Origin of the sequence: Burkholderia sp. AU33803 (assembly GCF_002223095.1) — a bacterium.
Taxonomy (GTDB): Bacteria; Pseudomonadota; Gammaproteobacteria; order Burkholderiales; family Burkholderiaceae; genus Burkholderia.
The window spans coordinates 289,750-303,772 of the sequence record NZ_NKFJ01000004.1 but is presented as its reverse complement, the minus strand read 5'-3'; the positions used below and the strand labels follow the sequence as shown (position 1 = coordinate 303,772).

The following is a 14,023-nucleotide window of genomic DNA, read 5'->3' as shown; positions in this document are numbered from 1 at the left end:
TCGCCCCCCCTTTCAACGGACTGGTCAAAAAGGCAATCTCTCATTGAACTGTTACATGTAACGCCGTATCCTTCGTTACATGTAACAGGAGGTCACAATGGCAGCTACCACTTCCGAGCGGGTTCGAATTCACCGCGAGAATCTTCGTGCGGCCGGGCTACGTCCAATTCAGATATGGGTACCGGACGTCCGCCAGCCGGGTTTCGCCGATGAATGCGCTCGACAATCGCGCATGGTCCATCAGAGCATCGACGAGAACGATCTGCTCGATTTCATTGAACAGGCTACGGACCTCGGACACTCACAATGAATCGAGGGAGCATTGTCACAGTCGCGCTCCAAGGTGATTTCGGCAAGGCTCGGCCGGCGCTCGTGGTGCAGTCGGACCTGTTTGCCGAACACCCCAGTGTAACGTTGCTGCTAATGTCGAGCTCAATGGTCGATGCGCCCTTGATACGCATTACTGTTGTCCCATCCGAGCAGAACGGCTTGCGCATGCCGTCCCAGATTGCCGTAGACAAAATGTTCACTGTGCGCCGCGAGAAAATCGGTCGGCCCATCGGCCACCTCGAAGACGAACTGATGGTGGCCGTCAATCGTTCGCTACTCGTTTTTCTAGGACTAGCGTAACCGAGCCGAAAAAAACAGCGGGGTGGAGTTCAATACAAGACCCAAGGCCCCGCTCAGACCACTGCATCAGTGAAAGTCGGCGCTTACCGCCCTTGATCGCGACCTTTTTTGTTTGCCAGGGCAACTGCGCACTATGGTCACCGTGTGTACGCCTGTCAACGCCAAACCTACCCAGTTGCCACGCTGGTACTCCCTCCGTAGATTCGAACCAATGCAGCGCTCCATCTGCGTGCCTTGCAAGGTCGGGTAAGCGACGTGCTTGCAATGCGTCGTTACCGTCGTCGCTATCCGCGTACCACACCGCTTTCAACATGCGCCAAACATGAGCAAGCAAGCCCGAGCCAGACTGAGCGTTGAACTCGGCCCGCTAAAGCAGGAGTGGGACGCATATTGTGCACAGCGTGGCCTGACACCCAGCGAGGGTTTGCGGCAGTTCGTTGCGAAGGTCATTGCAAACGCTACAAATCAACCGCAGCCACATCAGCCCCTACTGACCTGCCCTGGAATTTTCGGACCGGCTGAAACTTGAGAGAATGGCTTCCAACGGAGAGAAGGAAGTCATGAAGAAGAGCCGGTTCACGGAAGAGCAGATGGTCACGATCCTGCGCGAGGCGGACAAGATTCCGGTCGCGGAGGTGGCGAAGAAGCACGGAATCAGCGAACAGACGATCTACAACTGGCGGCAGCATTTCGGTGGACTGGAAGCGTCCGACGTAAAACGGCTGAAGCAACTCGAGCAGGAGAATGCACGGCTCAAGAAGATGCTGGCCGAGCGTGATCTCGAACTGGACGTCATGAAGGAGATCAACGCAAAAAAATGGTGAGCGCGCCCGCGCGGCGCAAGCAGGTTGCCTACGCGCAAGCGCGGGGCCTGTCGGTGCGACGTGCGTGCGCGCTGATGTCGGTGGCGAGATCGGCGCTGCACTATGAATCGAAGCTTGCATTGCGGGACGCTCCGGTGCTTGCGGCGATGAGCATCCTGTCGGCGCAGTATCCCCGTTATGGCTACCGCCGCATCCAGATTTTTCTGGAGCGGCAGGGCCATTCGATGAGCTCAGACCGGGCATGGCGGTTGTGGCGACTGGCGGGCTTGCAGGTGCCGCGCAAGCGTCCGCGCCGGCGCGTGTCGGTGCATCGTCCCCGGCCGCAACCGGCAACAGCAGCACGGCACGTCTGGGCCTACGACTTCGTGTTCGATGCGTGCGCCAATGGCCAGCAGTTGAAGTGCCTGACGGTGATCGACGAATACACGCGCGAGTGCCTGGCCATCGACGTTGCAGGATCGATCCGGTCTGGACGAGTCGTTGAGGTGCTGTCGCAACTGGTCAGCCTGCACGGTGCACCGCGTTACCTACGCTCGGACAACGGGCCGGAATTCGTGTCACGGGCGATTCTGAAGTGGGCAGCAGACAACGGCATGGACATGGCGTTGAGCGATCCCGGCAAGCCCTGGCAGAACGGCGCGGACGAGAGCTTCAACGGCAAGTTCCGAGACGAATGCCTGAGCCTGGAATGGTTCAGGACCCGGCCAGAGGCGAAGGTCGTGATCGAGCAGTGGCGGCGTCACTACAATACGATCCGGCCACATTCGAGCCTGGATTACCTGACGCCCAACGAGTTCAAGCAGCGGTATTGTTCAACTGAAGCAATCGAGGCCGTTCTCCAAGATTAAAACGGTCCGAAGAACTCAGGCAGGTCACTACCGCCACGACAAGGCCCATGCAAACAAATTGGGATCGCGTTGACCCACGCCGAGCTCGCACGCGTAAGAAGTGCGGCCTATCTTGACGGCTTCACGGCAAATCGATGGATTGTGGCACTGATCCGCGCATACCTGACGGACGAACCGCAGCTGGGTAACCGAGAATTGACGCTTCTCGCCGAATCAAACCAACAGCTCGCGGTAATTCGGAGGCAGCTGGGCGAGCTTGCAAGACACGTCAACGCCACCGGGTGTATAGACGGGCTCGATGGAGAGCAAATCCGTGCAACGATCGACGCCCATCTACGTACCGTGGCGAAGCTGCTGCGCAGAAACCTCGATCGCTGGAGCCGGTGATATGTCTTTTCCGAGAGTCTACGTCGACGAACTTTTGCTCAACTGGGGAGATCGCCTGTTTCACGATCCCCTGCGGCATGTTCGGCCACCGCGTCTTTCGGAATGGGCGTTCCACCGAGATGCAGTGCATCTGCGCGAGAAGCTGATGATGACACTTCGAGGTGCCCCCGAAGTGATGGTCAAGATCAGCAACAAGGCATCCGGTCCGCAGGGAATGGGCGTAGTTCGTCGTCACTTGCGGTACATTTCGCGCGACGGTTGTGTCGAACTGGAAGACCAGGACGAATGCCGGATTGTCGGAAAGCAAGCATTGGATGCTCTGCTCGAACAATGGCATGTAGGCGGATGGGGCATCCCGCAAGAAAGCAAACGCCGAGAGACGCTCAACGTGTTGCTGTCGATGCCTCCAGGTACCGACCGCCAGGCTGTATGGGACGCAGCAAGGGCATTTGCACACGATGCATTTGGCGACGGACGACCGTATGTCTTCGCGAAACACGATGACGAGGCACATCCCCACGTACATATGAGCGTTCATACGCGCGGTCCCGACGGCCGGCGGCTCAATCCACGCAAACGAGATTTGCATCAATGGCGAGAAGCCTTCGCCCAACAACTCCGCGCACACGGCGTCGACGCGAATGCGACTCCCAGAATGGTGCGCGGCCAAACTCGGCGTCTTCCAAAGCAGGCAGCTATTTGGAGGGTGCCACACGAAATTCCGGTCCACTCGCCCGTAACCGACGAGCTGGCACGCCATACCTTGTGGGAGGCACACATCGAGACTTTGAGCGCTTGGCATCAAATTGCACGCACGTTGGCTAACTCCAATGTCCCAGAAGATCGGGCAATGGCGATAGGCATCGTAGAGTTTGTACGGCAAATGCCCATTTGTTCGTTGGGGCCAACGAACATGCTGCAAGTCCCCGGCTCGCTACCGTGGCCCACCGGGTCGACCGAGCGAGAACGCTCGCCTGCTGTACCGAATCTGCAAACGGACAGAAGTCTCCCGCCATCGTTAGATGTTGAGCACTGGTGACTGACCGCCATACGTGCATAATCCGGATGCCGTATCGTGCGCCCGCCGTATGCCGCCCGTCCCGCTCCTGGAATCCAACGTAATTCCCGGTGATACGCGACCGATACTTGGACGCCCCCCCGAAAATTGGAACTCCGGCTAGCCTCACAACATGCGCTGCCCTATTGCGAACAAGCCGGTGACACGCACGGCATCAGAGAGGGAGGCCACTGGTGAAGCGCGAAGCAGCTATCCATAGCGATCGGTCAGTTTGTTGACACCGACGTCGCCGCCGCAACCAGCTCCTGCACCACGACCGCGTTCGACGCACGCAACCGAACGCCGACTTCGACGAGCAGATCACCGCTCGGCGCGCCGGCGGTCCCCGCTGGACGATTCAGCGCACGTGCCCCCCCCGACCGGTCGCTGCGTGAACCGAGTTGCCCGGCAATCACCGCGACGGATGTGTCGCTGTGGCGGGTGACGTACACACGCTTGCCGTCCGGTATGACTGCGATACCGAATGGCCCGTTACGGACAACGATGACAGCCAGCGCATCGGTCGCCGCGGACACGGTCGGAACGAGCACATTCTGCGCGCACGCGTCAGCCGCCAGCATCGCAATCCGCGGAAAACACGGCCCGATGCAGCACGCGCAACTTGAAATAGACTGTCACTCCTTGGCTCCTGGAAGAGAGGCATACAGCGTCGAACGGAGCGTCAGCGCACGCTCACGTCCCGCAGCACCGCGCCATATCCCGCATACAGATTGCCCTCGGGCAGCAACCGCCGCTCGGCAAGCTGCCGGTGCACGACCGGCAGGTGATGGAACGGCATCCGCGCGAACAGGTGATGTTCGATATGAAAATGAATCGCGTGCGGGCCGAACAGGAACGTCTGCCACGAACGCCGGACGATCGTGCGCGCGTTGCGGCTCTGGTCGGCACCGGCCGGCAGCCCCGCGTGCTCGAAGATCGCGCGCACCTGCCCGGCGAGCGGCAGCAGCGTGACGGACGGCACGATCCACAACGTGACGTACAGCAGCGGATGTCCAGCCCTTGCGAGCGCGCCGAACAGCACACCGTTGCCGGCCAGCATCGACGCGACTTCCCACGCGACATACGCGCGCGACTTCCCGACCTTCGGCAACGCATGCGCAAACTCCCCGCGGGCGAGCTTCACGACACTCGTCACGTAGCCGATCCCGCATGCGTACGCGAGCAGGCGGCCGATCAGCCGACCGCGCGTCACCGGATAGTCGTGCACGCCGAACAGTAGCGCGACGGGATCGTCCGCCTCCATCGGTGCGCGATGGTGCTTCAGATGGCCGGCACGATACGTGCGCAGCGACAGCCACAGCGGGCCGGCCGCGAACAGCTGGCCCAGCGCGTCGTTGACGCGCCGGTTCCGCGCCAGCAAACCGTGTGCGCCTTCGTGCATCATGACCGCGAGCGCAAGCTGGCTGCGCGCGATCACGATCGCGGCCAACGCGTACACGAGCGGATGCGCAAACGCGATCGCCACCGCGAATGCGACGGCAATCATCAGCCAGTCGCCTGCCAACGCCGCACCCACACGCAACGGGCTCACGCGAAACAGCGCGGGATCGGGCACGAACCGCGCAAGCTCGGCATTCGGCCCGGCATGATGAACAGGGACGTCCGTCACGCGAGCCTCCCGCGCAGCGAACGCCGCTCGACCCACAGCGCACTGACCATCGCGAGCGCCACGCCGCCCAGCACATCGACGACCGTATGCTGCTTGAGCGTCAGCGTCGACGCGCAGATCAGCAGGCCGATCGCCACGGTCACGAGCCGTCGCCGGTCCGTCAGCATCCGGCAGGCAACGCACGTCACCGCGACGTGCAGGCTCGGAAAACCATTGGCCGCGAGATCGAGCTGCCACATGCGTGCGAGACGGTGACGCACGAACGTATTGCCGATCTCCGCGACGTCGGGCCGCGGCACAGCTTCGGGAAACAGCAGGAAACACACGACACCGAGCACGAACGCGATCAGCACGGCCTCCTTGAACGCGGCGAACGCAGGCGGCCGCGCATACGCAGCAAGCGCGATCACGAACGGAAAGAAGCCGACATAGACGAACCACGACCATGCGATGAACGGAATCCGCACATCGATCGACGTGGCAAACACGAAGCGCGGCGTGACGCTGCGCTCCAGCAGAAAGAAGATCGCGAGGCCGGCTACCATGCCGAATGTCGCGGCCAGCATCTGCCGGATATCGGGACGGCGATCGTCACGAAACGACAGCGAATTCATCGTGGTGCGGGCGCCTCGCATCGCGTCTCCACATCGGCCACCTTCGCATGCGGCAGCAACGCGAGGAGGCGCGACGTCCATGCGTCGACACGCGCACGTGCATGCTCGCGGCCGGAGATCGTTCCTGCCCGCGTACCGGGGTGGCGCATCAGCTCGGCTGCAGCCTGCCCGACTTCCCGCCGGAACGCGGCCGCGTCGCCGCGCCACGTGACGACGCGATGCACGAGTTGCAGTTGCGCGGCGCGCGCGGCGTTGCTCGCCTGCTCGGGCTGGTCGGACTGCACGAGCAGGATCGGGCGGCGATACACGCGTGCGATCGACAGCGCGGCCATGCCGGGCGCCGACACGATCAGCGGCGCATGGGCGGCGCGCGTCACCCAGTCGGCGTCGACGCCGGTCCAGCCGTCGTGCCCGGCATAGCCCTCGCCCACGCGATGGGTGGCGAGCCCCGCGTCGCGCAGGCCGGCCGACAATGCATCGGCGAGCGCGATATCGCGAAAGTGCGGGTTCAGATAAATGGCGGCTGCAGCCGGTTCCGAAGCCGGCCGCTCGGCGACGATCGGCACCGGCGTCGGCAGACGGTAATACGCGCACGATCGCCGGACGTCATCGGCGGCATCGAACGCAAAGTCGTGTTCGATGCAGCACCGCGCCGAATCGATCTGCCAGTCGACGATCCGTGCAAATGCACGCGCCAGTGCGCGCGGCAGCCGCGCATCGAAATTCGCGGTCAACGCGCGGCGCAGGCTGCCGCCATACACGTGGACGATGCGGCGCCGCCAGCCCGGCATCGCGCCCATGAACAGCAGCGCCGGATGAAACGAGTCGTTGATCACGAGATCGGCATCGCGGACGATCGCACGCAGCCGCACGATGTCTCGCAGCATGCGCGTCGGCCTGAACACGTAGTGCGCGACATTGCGATCGGTTGCGTCGCGCAGCATGTTCTGCCGTTCGTCGAACTGCACCGCGTAGTGACGGGACAGCACGGCCGCGTCGATGTCGAACGCAGCCAGGAACGCCTGCCCCGCATCGGACGTCGTCAGCACGTCGACCTGCGCGCCGGCCGCACGCAACGCATGCACGAGCAGTTGCGCGCGCATCAGGTGGCCGCGTGCGTCGGCCGTCGCGAGATAGACGATGCGCGGCATCATGCACGCGGACGAAGCGACTGGAACCAGCCGGCCGCGACCATCGCCAGCGCACCCGTCACGCCGAAACCGGCCTCGATCGCGCGGATCTCGTTCAGCAACGCGGCGAGATGCGCCGCCTCGGACGGTGCAACCAGACGGCGCAGCGTGTCCGAACAGAGCCGGACATGCCGCATCTCGTCGGCGAGCACGCGCGAGAGCAGCGGGTACAACGGATGGGCATCGCCGATCGTCGCGCAGTGACGCGCGAGCACGCGCATCGCCATCTGTTCCGCGCACAGGCCCGTCGCATAGGCCGGCACGAGCACGCCTTGCGAGAAATGCGGTGCATGGCGCCGCGCAAGCCGGCGCCATCGCATGATCTTGCGCCGGCTCAACCAGTCGGGCTCATGCGGCGCAGCCGACGGCGCGACGCCACGCTCGCGCAGCGCATCGGCGAACGCCGCGGCGTGACGACGCTCGTCCGCGAGGTGCTGCTCGATCCGCGGTGCAAGCCAGTCCGGCGGCTGTCCGGTCCAGTCTTCGTGCAATGCGCACTCGGTCGCTTCCTCGCCGATCAGGTACATGCGCAGCACCCAGCGCTCGCCATGCACGCTGCGATGCAACCGCCGGATCGCCGCCCGCTTGAGGCGATCGACGAGGTACGCGCGCACCCACGCCGCGCCGCGCGGCACCGGCGCCTCGAGACAATCGAAGCGTGCATCGTGCGCTGCCTGCGGCGACGCCGGCAGTTCGCCTGCCGCGCTCATGCCGGCTCGCTTCGTGCAGACGCGGATTTCGTCGCAGCCGCCGCAGCGCCCGGATCGCGACGCCATCCGAGGATCAGGCCGATGAAACTTTCCTGCATGAACGCGTGCGCGGATGCGGCTGCACCCGCAAATGCTTCCTCGCGACCGTTGACGCGCAGATAGCCATTACCGTCACGTGCACCGAATTCGATCCGGTCGTTCTTCCTGAAGCCGCGCGTGAGCATGTCCTTCACCAGCGCACTGCCGTCCAGGCCGAACAGGAACAGCTCGCGCCGGGCGACCCACACCGGAATGTGATTGCTCAGCGCATCGAAGCGAATCGTCCACGTGCCGGAGGCGAGCGCGCGATCGACGTCGGCATCGTGCGGCGCGTTCGATGCAAAGCTCGCGCGCGCGACCGACTTCGTCAGGCCGCCGACGCCGAGCCCAATCGTGATGTCGTCCGCGAACGGTTGCTTCGGATCGGTCGCGCTCACCTTCACGAGATGCCGCGCGAGACGCGATGCAAGCGACGGATGCGCGAACAGCGCCAGCGTTTCGTCCGGCGTGAGCACGTCACGCTCGCCCTCGCCTTCCTTCACACGCACGCGATACGGATCGATCCGAACCTCGGTGAACGTGCCGTGCACGGGCGCATGGACGTACACGTCGCGGTCCCATTTCGCGCCGTCGCGACGCAGCAGAACGTGCACGCTCAACGGCACGCGCCGGCCTTCGCCGTCGACGCCCGTGCCCTGCAGCAGCACGTCGCCAAGCACGTCCTTCGTGCGGCGCGTCGCATCGCTCGAGAAGACGATCGCGTGCGCATCGGTATCGATGCTCGCGTGAACGTCCGGCGCATCGAGCGCGACGCGATTGCAGTCCGCGGCGGCCGCGTTCGTGAACGGGCAGCCGCTTTGCGATGCGAAGTGGTAGATCCCGCGCCCCGCGTGATCGACCGGCGCGGCATGGGCGCCAGCGCTGGCGACAAACAGGGCGAGGCAGGCAACACGGGTGGCGAGCGTGGACATGGTCGTGGTCAGGATGGATGCCGGATGTCGGCGTGTCGTGGCCGCGCGTGATGCGCGGCGCCGGTTCAATGACGGTGATAGGACAGCGCTTCAAGGTCGCGCCGGGCCGATGCGCGCCCGGCGAGACCGAAACCGCGTGCGAGCGCGCCGAGCGTGTCGACGGCGGACGCCGCAATCGTGACGCCGACGGCCGCGAGATAGCGGACGACGCCAAGCCGCGGCAACTGCTGATGATTCAGCGCGCGCAGGCTGTAGCCGAGCCGCATCGCCATCACGCAGAACGGGCCGAGCGGGCCGCTGCGGCCGAGCCACTGCCAGCCGCGCGGCAGGTACGCTTTCACGAGGTACGGTGTCAGGCCGACGCTGTCCTCGCCGCGCATCCAGCGCAGCTTCAGCGATTCGCGTTGCGTGTCCGGCAGCCGATGTTCGGTGTACGCGGCTGGTGCGAACTCGGCGGCCACGCCGGCTGCCTGCATCCGCAGTCCCATCACCTGGCAATGCGCGCGATAGACGCCGTCGAGCGGCTCGTAGCGGAATTGCGCGAACACGTCGCGCCGGAACGCGACGTTGTTCGCGTAGAAATTGCGCGTCGCGCCGTCACGCAGCGGGCTCGGGAAATACATGAAATCGATCGACGTCAGCGCGATGCCGAGCACGTTCGGCGCATAGCTGGTGCGCCCCGCCACGGCTGCGGGCACGTCACCGGCTTCGCGCGCGAACGGTGCGAGCAGGTGCTCGAGCCAGTCGTCGGCCGGCCGGCAATCGGCATCGCCGAACACGACGATGTCGCAACGGGCCGCGTCGACGCGGTCGAACCCGTCGTTCTTCGCGTCGTAGTAGCCGGTGCTCGCGCCGATCTCGACGAAGTCGATCGGGCGGCCGGCCAGCGCGGCGATCTCGTGGCACGCATCGGCCGGCAGCCCGTCGTGCGTGATGATCCATTGCGCGAGCGCTGCGGGCGGCACGGTCTGCTTCGACAGCGCCGAGACGAGGCGCTTCAGGCTGTCGACGGCCTGCACGAGCCCCGCGCCGCCGCGCAGGTTGTTCGTCTCCAGCACGAACGCTGCCCGCGCCGCCACGCCACGCGCAGCCGCGCGGGTATGCCGCGTGGTTTCTGTGAAGTCTGGCATCCGGAATATCTCCATCGTCATGCGCACCGGCATGGATGAAACGAATGGGCGGGGAGCCCGCGGCGCGTCGGCGAATGCGGGTCGCCCGCGACCGTCGTCGCAAAGCGGGCGGCCTGGACGGCGCCCGCTTCGCGTGCCGTCACTCCTGGACGGACGGCGCCGGTTCGGCGTCGGTATAGCGCGGCTTCGCGTTCTGCAGGTCACGCGTGTTCTTCTGCACGGCGACCGAGCCGAACAGCGCGAGCACGAACGACATCGCGTAGAAGCCCTTCTCGCTCAACTGCAGCGTCGCGTTGAAGAGGCCGACGACCAGCAGCGCGATCGACAGCAGCAGCGCGATCCAGCTGAGGCCGTAGTAGATGCCGGTGACGGGAATGCCTTCCGCGCGGTCGCGGACGCTCTTCTGCAGCGAGATGGCCGCATAGAGACCGAACACCAGCACGGTGAAGTAGTAGCCCTTCTCGTTGAGCTGCATGCCGGCGTTCCAGAGACCGATCAGGAATGCCGCGAAACCGGCGAGCAGCGCGGCCCACGACGCGGCCACGAACGCGAACGACGGCTGCTGGATGGTGGTCTGGTTCATTGCTTTGCCCTCTCTTTCTTTTTGTTCGAAATCGTTTTTGTTGAACTGCGTTTCGCGCATGGTAGCAGCTTTGGCGCGTGCCACGACAGCGTCGCTTGCAGTCTTACATGCCGCGCTGCGCCCGCCGCCAGCGCCCGGGCGTCGTGCCGAGCACGGCGCGAAACGCCTTGCCGAAGGCCGCCTCGGACTGGTAGCCGACCGCCTGGCCGATTTCCGCCTGCCCGCGCTGCGTATCCTGCAGCAGCGCGCACGCGTGCATCATCCGGATCTGCGCGACGAATGCGCCGACGCTCATCCCGGCCCGCTCGCGGAAATGCCGTGCGTACGTCGCGCGCGACATCGCGGAAGCGTCGCCGAGCGACTCGACCGTCCACGGTTTTTCCGGCGCCTGCAGCACGGCCTGGATCGACGGGCCGAGCCGTGCGTCGGCCGCCAGCGCCAGCCAGCCGGACGGTACGCGCGCCCCCCGCCCGTATGCACGCAACGCGTACGCGAGCAGCGCCTGGCCCAGCGCATTCACGATCGCGCCGGCGCCCGGCTGCCCGTTCGACGCCTCGGTGCGCAGCACGCTCGTCAGCAGTTGCAGCGGCGCGAACCCCGACGCCTCGCGCAACCCGACATGCAGCACGTGCGGCAGCGTGCGCATCAGCAATTCGCCCGCGCCGCGCGCATAGACGAACCGCCCGCACAACAGGTCCACGCTCGCGCCGCCCGGTTCGGCCGGATCGAGATTCGACTTGACCGGCAACACCGCGCCGCCGCCGGCGCCCTGTTCGCGCAGCGCCGCAGCTGGCCGCGACCGGCCGGCCCCGGCGTCGAGCAGGTCGTGCGCGCCGCCCGCGGGCAGCAGCACGAAATCGCCGTCGGCGAGCTGCAGCGTGCGCCCGTCCGCGGTACGCAGCCGGCAGGTTCCGGCCAGCACCAGGTGAAACGCCGCCTCGCCGGACGGCAGCGGGTCGTGCGGCATCGCGAACGGCCCGTCGAGCAGGCAGCGCACGTCGAGCTCGACATGGCTGCGGCCCAGCGACAGGAGTTGACTCAACGCATCCATGAGACGATCGCGCTAAAAAATGACACTCTAGCGTATCGAAACCCTCAGCGCGAGCGATCAGAATAGCCCTGCATCGCCCGAGATCGCGGCACCCGCCGCCCTCCTCACCCCTACTCGAAAGGACGCATCATGCTGAACTGGAACGAATACCGGAAGGAACTCTCGACGCGCATCGGCGAGATCGCCAAGCTGTCGCCCGATACGCTGGCCGGCTACAAGGCGCTGTCAGGCGCCGGCGCCAAGACGGGCCATCTCGACGCGAAGACGCGCGAACTGATCGCGCTCGCGGTCGCCGTCACGACGCGCTGCGACGGCTGTATCGCCGTGCACACCGCGGAAGCGGCCAAGCATGGCGCGACCAAGGAGGAAGTGGCGGAAGCGCTCGGCGTCGCGATTGCGTTGAACGCGGGTGCGGCGCTCGTCTATTCGGCGCGTGTGATGGACGCGCTCGGCGAGTGAACCTGACGGCCGCGGCGCCGCCGTCAGGGGGGCGCCCGGCCGCATTGGCTGCATGGCCGCGGGGTTGCGTATCGCGTATCCGTGCAGGCAACCGATGTATGAAGATTGGCCAGCCTACCTGCCCGAATGACTGGCCGCGTGCGCCCGGGCACGGATGCGCCGCGAAGTCGGCTACCATGCTGCGAACGATCCATCGTGAAGGAGCGCTCCATGTGCCGCTGGCTCGCCTATACGGGTAATCCGATTCATCTCGAGACCGTCCTGTTCCGCGCGAAGCATTCGCTGATCGACCAGAGCCTGCATTCGGAGCTGGGGGCGACGACCACCAACGGCGACGGCTTCGGCATCGGTTGGTACGGGCGCCCCGACGAACTCCCGTTCCGCTACCGCTCCGTGCATCCCGCATGGAACGACCGCAACCTGCGCGAAGCCGCGCGCGCGATCCGCTCGCGGATGTTCATCGCGCACATCCGTGCGGCCACCGACACCCCCGTGCAGGAAACCAACTGCCACCCGTTCCGCCACGGCCGCTGGCTGTTCGCGCACAACGGGCTGATCCGCGATTTCCACAAGCTGCGCCGCGACCTGACGATGAAGGTCGATCCCGCGCTGTTCCCGACGCTCGAAGGCTCGACCGACTCCGAACTGATGTTCCGCCTCGCGCTGACCTACGGCCTCGAGCAGGCGCCGCTGCCGGCGCTCGAGCGGATGGTCGGCGTGGTCGAGGAGAGCGCCGCGCGGCATCGCGTGGCCGACCCGCTCAACATGACGATCTGCGCGACCGACGGCGAACGGATCATTGCAGTGCGCTATTCGAGCGAACGGCAATCGCGCTCGCTGTTCCACAGCACGTCGTTCAAACACCTGCACGAACTGTATCCGCACAACCCGCGCATCGCCGAAGCCGGCGACGACGCGTTCATGATCGTGTCCGAGCCGCTCGTCGACTTGCGGGGCGCGTGGGAGGAAGTACCGGAGAGCACGGCGATCGTCGCGCAGGGGGCCGATGTGCAGCAGCGGCCGTTCGGGCCGCGGCACAAGTAGCGCATTGACACCGTTGACCGCATCGAGACGGCGGTATCAGACACACGAGCACGAAGCAATTCGTTAAAAAAGGAAGGGATTACAAACTTTCCGTCGCGTTACAATCCGCCCCAGGAGTAAACCGAACCCAAGAATGCAACTGCACGGTCGCCCGCACCTCACATTGGAAATGCCCCAGGATTTCAAGAATTTGTCACCCGCCACGCCGACGAACGGTCATTCCGCCAGTTCTGACGTGAAACAGGATCGAGCCTTCGTGGTGTGGCTGACCGGTATCTCCGGCGCAGGCAAATCGACGCTGGCAACTCTGCTGCAGGAACAACTCAATGCCCGCGGATCGCGCACCTATCTGCTGGATGCTGACCGCCTGCGCGAGGGGTTGAACCGGGATCTCGGATTCAGCGATGCCGATCGCCATGAAAATATCCGACGTACAGCCGAGGTGGCGAAGCTGCTGGTGGATGCCGGATTCGTCGTCATCGCTGCGCTGATCTCACCATTCCAGGAGGCGCGCACCAAAGCGCGGGCGCGCTTTGCGGCCGGTACGTTCATCGAGGTCTTTGTCGATACTTCACTCGAAGTCGCAGAAGCCCGCGACCCGAAGGGACTCTACGCGTTGGCAAGGCAAGGCGCGATTCGCCAATTTACCGGCATCGATTCCGTCTATGAGCCGCCGCAGTCCCCTGATGTTCACGTGAAGACGGCCGAGACGAGCCCCGCGGAATGTGTAGACGCGATCATCCGGAAACTGCCGCTGGGCGGCTGACGCCGTCGCGATCGAGCGTCATCCCGCGCGCGTCGGTGTGCTATTCGCGCGAATGGCAACCACGCTCGCAAAAGATGCCAACGTACACAC

At 65.0% G+C, this 14,023-nt stretch carries 17 protein-coding genes; 8 read left to right on the top strand and 9 right to left on the bottom strand.

What is annotated here, in order from left to right; genetic code table 11:
- The first annotated feature begins 97 nt into the window (after positions 1 to 97).
- The 5 genes from CFB41_RS03740 to CFB41_RS03715 all read left to right on the top strand — a co-directional run bounded on the left by CFB41_RS03740 (position 98) and on the right by CFB41_RS03715 (position 3,728).
- A complete protein-coding gene (locus CFB41_RS03740) occupies positions 98 to 310 on the top strand; it encodes an antitoxin MazE family protein (protein WP_012327974.1) in 213 nt (70 codons plus the stop codon).
- Entirely contained in the window at positions 307 to 630 is a 324-nt protein-coding gene (locus CFB41_RS03735; protein WP_011544674.1) for a type II toxin-antitoxin system PemK/MazF family toxin, read from the top strand. The genes CFB41_RS03740 and CFB41_RS03735 overlap by 4 nt, the downstream gene beginning before the upstream one ends.
- A 560-nt stretch (positions 631 to 1,190) precedes the next feature.
- A protein-coding gene (locus tag CFB41_RS03725; protein ID WP_089455657.1) for an IS3 family transposase occupies positions 1,191 to 2,302 on the top strand; the annotation gives its coding sequence in 2 pieces (ribosomal slippage) (positions 1,191 to 1,449 and positions 1,449 to 2,302; 1,113 coding nt in all).
- A 69-nt stretch (positions 2,303 to 2,371) separates the two neighbouring features.
- A complete protein-coding gene (locus tag CFB41_RS03720; protein ID WP_226292284.1) occupies positions 2,372 to 2,689 on the top strand; it encodes a hypothetical protein in 318 nt (105 codons plus the stop codon).
- Position 2,690: 1 nt separating this feature from the next.
- Entirely contained in the window at positions 2,691 to 3,728 is a 1,038-nt protein-coding gene (locus CFB41_RS03715) for a relaxase/mobilization nuclease domain-containing protein (protein WP_089455656.1), read from the top strand.
- 245 nt (positions 3,729 to 3,973) lie between these two features.
- Here the strand turns inward: CFB41_RS03715 and CFB41_RS03710 are convergent, their stop codons facing one another.
- From CFB41_RS03710 to CFB41_RS03670, 9 genes are all read right to left on the bottom strand, one after another.
- The gene (locus tag CFB41_RS03710; protein ID WP_089455655.1) at positions 3,974 to 4,327 is read right to left on the bottom strand and encodes a hypothetical protein; all 354 of its coding nucleotides are present in this window, start codon (positions 4,325 to 4,327) and stop codon (positions 3,974 to 3,976) included.
- A 101-nt stretch (positions 4,328 to 4,428) separates the two neighbouring features.
- Entirely contained in the window at positions 4,429 to 5,376 is a 948-nt protein-coding gene (locus CFB41_RS03705; protein WP_089455654.1) for a fatty acid desaturase family protein, read from the bottom strand.
- A complete protein-coding gene (locus CFB41_RS03700; protein WP_256940838.1) occupies positions 5,373 to 6,011 on the bottom strand; it encodes a phosphatase PAP2 family protein in 639 nt (212 codons plus the stop codon). The genes CFB41_RS03705 and CFB41_RS03700 overlap by 4 nt, the downstream gene beginning before the upstream one ends.
- Positions 5,987 to 7,144: a hypothetical protein gene (locus CFB41_RS03695; RefSeq protein ID WP_089455652.1), complete on the bottom strand. Its 1,158-nt coding sequence runs from the start codon at positions 7,142 to 7,144 to the stop codon at positions 5,987 to 5,989. Before CFB41_RS03695 ends, CFB41_RS03700 begins: the two co-directional genes overlap by 25 nt.
- The gene (locus CFB41_RS03690) at positions 7,141 to 7,890 is read right to left on the bottom strand and encodes a hypothetical protein (protein WP_089456554.1); all 750 of its coding nucleotides are present in this window, start codon (positions 7,888 to 7,890) and stop codon (positions 7,141 to 7,143) included. The genes CFB41_RS03695 and CFB41_RS03690 overlap by 4 nt, the downstream gene beginning before the upstream one ends.
- A complete protein-coding gene (locus CFB41_RS03685) occupies positions 7,887 to 8,900 on the bottom strand; it encodes a hypothetical protein (RefSeq protein WP_089455651.1) in 1,014 nt (337 codons plus the stop codon). Before CFB41_RS03685 ends, CFB41_RS03690 begins: the two co-directional genes overlap by 4 nt.
- A gap of 65 nt (positions 8,901 to 8,965) precedes the next feature.
- Complete coding sequence (locus CFB41_RS03680; protein WP_089456553.1) at positions 8,966 to 10,030, bottom strand: glycosyltransferase family 2 protein; 1,065 nt, start codon at positions 10,028 to 10,030, stop codon at positions 8,966 to 8,968.
- Positions 10,031 to 10,169: 139 nt separating this feature from the next.
- Positions 10,170 to 10,613, bottom strand: coding sequence for an inner membrane protein YiaA (gene yiaA, locus CFB41_RS03675; RefSeq protein WP_089455650.1), 444 nt, complete (start codon positions 10,611 to 10,613; stop codon positions 10,170 to 10,172).
- A 103-nt stretch (positions 10,614 to 10,716) separates the two neighbouring features.
- Positions 10,717 to 11,664: an AraC family transcriptional regulator gene (locus CFB41_RS03670; RefSeq protein WP_089455649.1), complete on the bottom strand. Its 948-nt coding sequence runs from the start codon at positions 11,662 to 11,664 to the stop codon at positions 10,717 to 10,719.
- Positions 11,665 to 11,793: 129 nt separating this feature from the next.
- Here CFB41_RS03670 and CFB41_RS03665 point away from each other — a divergent pair, with 129 nt between their 5' ends.
- The 3 genes from CFB41_RS03665 to cysC all read left to right on the top strand — a co-directional run bounded on the left by CFB41_RS03665 (position 11,794) and on the right by cysC (position 13,933).
- The gene (locus CFB41_RS03665; RefSeq protein ID WP_011351062.1) at positions 11,794 to 12,123 is read left to right on the top strand and encodes a carboxymuconolactone decarboxylase family protein; all 330 of its coding nucleotides are present in this window, start codon (positions 11,794 to 11,796) and stop codon (positions 12,121 to 12,123) included.
- Between the two features lie 210 nt (positions 12,124 to 12,333).
- Positions 12,334 to 13,167, top strand: a complete 834-nt coding sequence (locus CFB41_RS03660; RefSeq protein WP_089455648.1) for a class II glutamine amidotransferase — start codon at positions 12,334 to 12,336, stop codon at positions 13,165 to 13,167.
- Positions 13,168 to 13,336: 169 nt separating this feature from the next.
- The gene (gene cysC / locus CFB41_RS03655) at positions 13,337 to 13,933 is read left to right on the top strand and encodes an adenylyl-sulfate kinase (protein ID WP_089456552.1); all 597 of its coding nucleotides are present in this window, start codon (positions 13,337 to 13,339) and stop codon (positions 13,931 to 13,933) included.
- The last annotated feature ends 90 nt before the right edge of the window (positions 13,934 to 14,023 follow it).

Bases quoted from the DNA above. Each gene is read 5' to 3' on its own strand.
- CFB41_RS03740 (WP_012327974.1), top strand. From the start codon at position 98: ATGGCAGCTACCACTTCCGAGCGGGTTCGAATTCACCGCGAGAATCTT.
- CFB41_RS03735 (WP_011544674.1), top strand. From the start codon at position 307: ATGAATCGAGGGAGCATTGTCACAGTCGCGCTCCAAGGTGATTTCGGC.
- CFB41_RS03715 (WP_089455656.1), top strand. From the start codon at position 2,691: ATGTCTTTTCCGAGAGTCTACGTCGACGAACTTTTGCTCAACTGGGGA.
- CFB41_RS03710 (WP_089455655.1), bottom strand. From the start codon at position 4,327: ATGCTGGCGGCTGACGCGTGCGCGCAGAATGTGCTCGTTCCGACCGTG.
- CFB41_RS03700 (WP_256940838.1), bottom strand. From the start codon at position 6,011: ATGCGAGGCGCCCGCACCACGATGAATTCGCTGTCGTTTCGTGACGAT.
- CFB41_RS03695 (WP_089455652.1), bottom strand. From the start codon at position 7,144: ATGATGCCGCGCATCGTCTATCTCGCGACGGCCGACGCACGCGGCCAC.
- CFB41_RS03690 (WP_089456554.1), bottom strand. From the start codon at position 7,890: ATGAGCGCGGCAGGCGAACTGCCGGCGTCGCCGCAGGCAGCGCACGAT.
- CFB41_RS03685 (WP_089455651.1), bottom strand. From the start codon at position 8,900: ATGTCCACGCTCGCCACCCGTGTTGCCTGCCTCGCCCTGTTTGTCGCC.
- CFB41_RS03680 (WP_089456553.1), bottom strand. From the start codon at position 10,030: ATGCCAGACTTCACAGAAACCACGCGGCATACCCGCGCGGCTGCGCGT.
- yiaA (WP_089455650.1), bottom strand. From the start codon at position 10,613: ATGAACCAGACCACCATCCAGCAGCCGTCGTTCGCGTTCGTGGCCGCG.
- CFB41_RS03670 (WP_089455649.1), bottom strand. From the start codon at position 11,664: ATGGATGCGTTGAGTCAACTCCTGTCGCTGGGCCGCAGCCATGTCGAG.
- CFB41_RS03665 (WP_011351062.1), top strand. From the start codon at position 11,794: ATGCTGAACTGGAACGAATACCGGAAGGAACTCTCGACGCGCATCGGC.
- CFB41_RS03660 (WP_089455648.1), top strand. From the start codon at position 12,334: ATGTGCCGCTGGCTCGCCTATACGGGTAATCCGATTCATCTCGAGACC.
- cysC (WP_089456552.1), top strand. From the start codon at position 13,337: ATGCCCCAGGATTTCAAGAATTTGTCACCCGCCACGCCGACGAACGGT.